The organism is Mycobacterium sp. (assembly GCF_049673265.1).
Lineage (GTDB): Bacteria > Actinomycetota > Actinomycetes > Mycobacteriales > Mycobacteriaceae > Mycobacterium.
Window position 1 is genome coordinate 1 of the sequence record NZ_JBATXN010000560.1, and the last position, 4,238, is coordinate 4,238.

Consider the following 4,238-nt stretch of genomic DNA (forward strand, 5'->3'; position numbering starts at 1 on the left):
CGCGATGTTGGTGAACGATGCAACGACGAGTGCTAGCCTTCCCAAGCAACCGCGCCGATGTAGTTCAATGGCAGAACATCAGCTTCCCAAGCTGAATACGCGGGTTCGATTCCCGTCATCGGCTCCACTTCAGACCAGCGCCAACGCTTCCCGTGGACCGATCCCTTAGCGCTCGCTGCCACACCGCCGGTAGCGGCCGTGCTCGGTGACGACGGCGGTGATGAGCTCGGCCGGGGTCACGTCGAAGGCGGGGTTGAAAACGCCGGCGTCCGGCGGGGTGATCGCGGTGCCGCTGAACGTCCTCAGTTCGTCAGGCGCGCGTTCCTCGATGGCGATCTCGGCGCCGGTCGCGAGCGACGTGTCGACTGTGGACGAAGGCGCCACGACGACGAGCGGCACGTTGTGATGATGCGCGGCGATGGCCAGCCCGTAGGTGCCGATCTTGTTGGCGACGTCGCCGTTGACCGCGATCCGATCGGCGCCGACGAGAACACAGTCGACCAGGCCGCGCGCCATCGCCGCCGCCGCGGCCCCGTCCGGCTGCACCCGGTAGGGCACGCCTGCCTGGGCCAGCTCCCATGCCGTCAGCCGGGCACCCTGCAGCAGCGGACGTGTCTCGTCGACCAGCACCGACTCGACCAGTCCCCGCTCGTGAAGGTGCCACACGACGCCGAGCGCACTGCCCCAGGCCACGGTGGCGAGATGGCCTGCGTTGCAATGGCTTAGCAACCGCAGCGGGCGGCGATCGCATAGCTCGAGGACGATCTCGGCGGCGTGCGCGGATGCCGCACGGTTGAGGCGTTCGTCCTCGTCGAGGATTTCCAGTGCTTCGGCGAGCACGGCTTCGGCGCCCTCATCGAGCTTCTCGAGCGCGCGCTCGACTCCCCAGCTGAGGTTGACAGCGGTCGGTCGTGCCTTCGCGACGCGTTCGGCCAAGGCCCGGACGTCGCCTCCCTCGCGGACCGCGAGCACAACGCCAAGCGCGCCCGCCGCGCCGAGCGCCGGGGCGCCGCGCACGGCGAGCCGGCGGATCGCCTCGATCAGTTGGTCGACGGTGCGCAGTCTGAGAACGCGGTAATCGGTGGGCAGCGCGGTCTGGTCGATGATCGTGACCGCGTCGCCGTCCCAGTCGATGGTCCTGCGCACGAGTTCGAACCTAGCTCTGGTGGTGCACGTGCGGTAAGCCGTATACCGGCGTGGGGATTCCCTCACAGCGGGCCTTGAGCTGCAGGGCAAGAAACAGCGAGTAGTGCCGCGATTGGGCCAGGTTGCCGCCGTGAAACCACAGATTCTCCTGCTGGGTCGGCTTCCACATGTTGCGCAGCTCGCCTTCCCACGGCCCCGGGTCTTGCGTAGTGCCCGAGCCGAGGCCCCACACCTTGCCGACTTTGTCGGCCACGTCTTGGCCGATGAGGTCCGCCACAAAGCTATTCATCGACCTGAAGCCGGTGGCGTACACAACGAGATCGGCGGGCAGTTCGGTGCCGTCGTCCAGAATCACCGACTCCTCGGTCAGCCGCTCGACCCCGCCGTGGCATAGCTTGATGCTGCCGTCGCAAATCAGGTCGGAGGCGCCCACGTCGATGTAGAAGCCGCCGCCGCGCCGCAGGTACTTCATGAACTGGCCGCTATCGTCGTCGCCGAAGTCCAGCCTGAATCCGGCCCTTTCCAACCGTTCGTATAAGTCCTTGTCCCGCAGCCGCATTGCGTCCGAGATCGGTTTCTGGAAATCCGCGATGATTCGATATGGCAGCGATGCGACCGTCAGGTCAGCTTTCTCGGTGGTGATACCTGCGGCCGCCGCCTGCTCCGAGTACAGGGCGCCGAGAGCGATTTTCAACACCGACTCCGACGTGACGACGAGGGTGGATGCGCGCTGCACCATCGTGACGTCAACCCCGTTCTCGTACAAGGCTTTACAGATGTCATGCGCTGAGGTGCCGGAGCCGACGACCACGGCGCGTTTTCCCACATAGCGGTCCGGGCCGGGGTGCTGGCTCGAATGATGCTGCTCTCCGCGAAAAACGTTCTGACCGGCCAACTCCGGCACATTTGGCTTACCCGCCATTCCAGTCGCGAGCACCAGATGCGTAGGCCGGAGTGTGAGCCGTTCGCCGTCGCGCTCGACCTCGACCGTCCACTGCTTTGCTTGGGCGTCGAACGACGCCGACAGGCATGTTGTCGAGGTCCAGTACGGGATTTCCATCACCCGGGTGTAGAACTCCAGCCAGTCGGCGATTTTGTCCTTGGGCGAAAACACCGGCCAGTTCGCCGGGAACGGTAGATATGGAAAGTGGTCGTACCACACCGGATCATGAAGGCACAGGGTCTTATACCGCTTGCGCCAATGGTCGCCGGGGCGGGCGTGCTTGTCGATCACGATGGCCGGCACCCCCAGTTGGCGCAGCCGGGCGCCTAACGCGATTCCGCCCTGGCTGCCGCCGACGACAACGACGTAGGGCTGCTGCGAATAGCCCAGCGACGCCTCTTGTTCCGCGCGCTTCTCCGCCCACGACCGGCCGTCGGGATCGGGACCGTGCACGGCGCCGAGTGCGCGGCGAGAACCCGTCGGCTGCTCGTGACCCTTGAGCTCGTCCAGCGCGGTCAGCAGCGTCCAACCGAGATCGCCCTTAAGCCGGAGATGACCGACACCTCGGCCGACCGCCGTTTCAAATTTGATGAATGCCGATGTCACACCACCGCCATCGTCGGTGGGTTTTTCCCGGGTGCGGAATCCCGACGGGTCCGTGTCGGCGAGTCGTGCGCGCAACATGTCGGTGATGCCGTCGTGGCCCTCGACGGTCTTGATATTCCAGGTGAACGACACAAGATCGCGCCAGATGCCGTCCGGGGCGAACTTGGCCACCACGCGGTCGATGTCGCGCGCCGCCAGGCCCGACTCGAAGTCGGCCAGCCACGCTTGAACGCGGGCGTCCGGCGACTGCGTGATGGCCGCATCCAACTGTTGAGTCATCAGCGGCACGCTACTCGCCGGCCAGCCGGGGCATGGCCTTGTTTGCCTCGCCCCCTTGGCTGGCTGTAGTCAAAACGTGATGAAGGCGTGATCGGATTGCGAACGCGCCCTTGCCCTTCCACTGTTCACGACACCCTACGATCGCTATTGCAATTGTGTCGATTATAGGGGTCGGACCATGCGAGCGGTTCTGCGGTGCTTTCTTGTGCTTAGTGTGACCGCTGCGAGTGTGGTACGGCCGCCCGCCGGCATAGATCTAACGGCGGCGAACCAGTCATATGACTTCGCCATCGCATCAGTTCGCCCGTTGCCGAGCGAGGTGGTGGGTGTGGCACACCCCCTGGTGCTGACATTTAACGCGCCCGTCGCCAACCGGCGAGCAATCGAGCGCGCCCTCACAGTCAAGTCGACACCCCGGATGACCGGGAAGTTCGAATGGCTGGAGACCGACGTTGTGCAATGGGTTCCGGACCGATTCTGGCCCGCGCACAGCACCGTGGCGCTGTCGGTAGGTGGCCTGACCACGGAGATCAAGACGGGTCGTTCCGTCCTCGGTATTGCCGACATCTCGGAGCACACCTTCACGGTCAGCATTGACGGGGTAGGGCCGCCGCGACCAGCGCCGCACCACTTACCCCACTCGGGAGAAGAAGGCGTGATGCTGGCCTCGATGGGTAGGCCACAATTTCCGACACCTGTCGGCCTCTACACCGTGTTGTCCAAAGACCGCACGGTGACTATGGATTCGAGCAGCGTCGGTATCCCGGTGACCGATCCCCAGGGTTATCGGATACCGGTGGACTATGCCGTGCGGATCAGTAGCCGTGGCCTTTTCGTGCACTCGGCTCCGTGGGCTATCAATTCACTCGGGTTTGACAATGTCAGCCACGGCTGCATCAGCCTGAGCCCCGCGGATGCGGAGTGGTACTACAACGCGGTCACCATCGGCGACCCGGTGATCGTCAAGGGATAGCCGCTGGTTCAGGCGGCTATGGATTCTTGGCGCCGGCAACGCATGTCTCACCGCCGGCCACGCAGGTCACCAACTCGTCGTGGCATCGCACGGGAAGCCAAAATGTTGGCGAGTCAGCTCAAGACACGCTGTGCCACCCCAAGCCCCCGCCTTGCTAGCTGCGTCCCAGGGTTAGCCGGACGGCCAACACTTCTCAAGCTGCATCGCGGTTTGTCAGCGCTTTAGTCGCAAAGCTGTCATCACGACGGCGGACCCGCCGGAATCGGCTGACCAGGCGCTGGGCCGGCAGCC

The 4,238-nt window shown here is 64.7% G+C and carries 3 protein-coding genes and 1 tRNA gene; 2 read left to right on the forward strand and 2 right to left on the reverse strand.

Translation table 11 applies throughout. The features are described 5' to 3' along the window. Positions 1–53: 53 nt before the first annotated feature. Positions 54–127, forward strand: a tRNA-Gly gene (locus WBF82_RS19045). A gap of 38 nt (positions 128–165) precedes the next feature. On the opposite strand, the gene mtnA is transcribed toward WBF82_RS19045, so the two are convergent. Both mtnA and WBF82_RS19055 read right to left on the reverse strand, forming a co-directional pair. Next, the gene (mtnA, locus tag WBF82_RS19050) at positions 166–1,146 is read right to left on the reverse strand and encodes an S-methyl-5-thioribose-1-phosphate isomerase (protein ID WP_424384504.1); all 981 of its coding nucleotides are present in this window, start codon (positions 1,144–1,146) and stop codon (positions 166–168) included. A 10-nt stretch (positions 1,147–1,156) separates the two neighbouring features. Beyond that, positions 1,157–2,974: an FAD-dependent oxidoreductase gene (locus WBF82_RS19055; RefSeq protein WP_424384505.1), complete on the reverse strand. Its 1,818-nt coding sequence runs from the start codon at positions 2,972–2,974 to the stop codon at positions 1,157–1,159. Between the two features lie 178 nt (positions 2,975–3,152). On the opposite strand from WBF82_RS19055, the gene WBF82_RS19060 reads away from it, so the two are divergent. Next, positions 3,153–3,947: a L,D-transpeptidase gene (locus WBF82_RS19060; protein ID WP_424384506.1), complete on the forward strand. Its 795-nt coding sequence runs from the start codon at positions 3,153–3,155 to the stop codon at positions 3,945–3,947. Positions 3,948–4,238 lie beyond the last annotated feature (291 nt).

Coding starts and splice junctions, on each gene's coding strand:
- WBF82_RS19060 (WP_424384506.1), top strand. CDS start 3,153: ATGCGAGCGGTTCTGCGGTGCTTTCTTGTGCTTAGTGTGACCGCTGCG.
- WBF82_RS19055 (WP_424384505.1), bottom strand. CDS start 2,974: ATGACTCAACAGTTGGATGCGGCCATCACGCAGTCGCCGGACGCCCGC.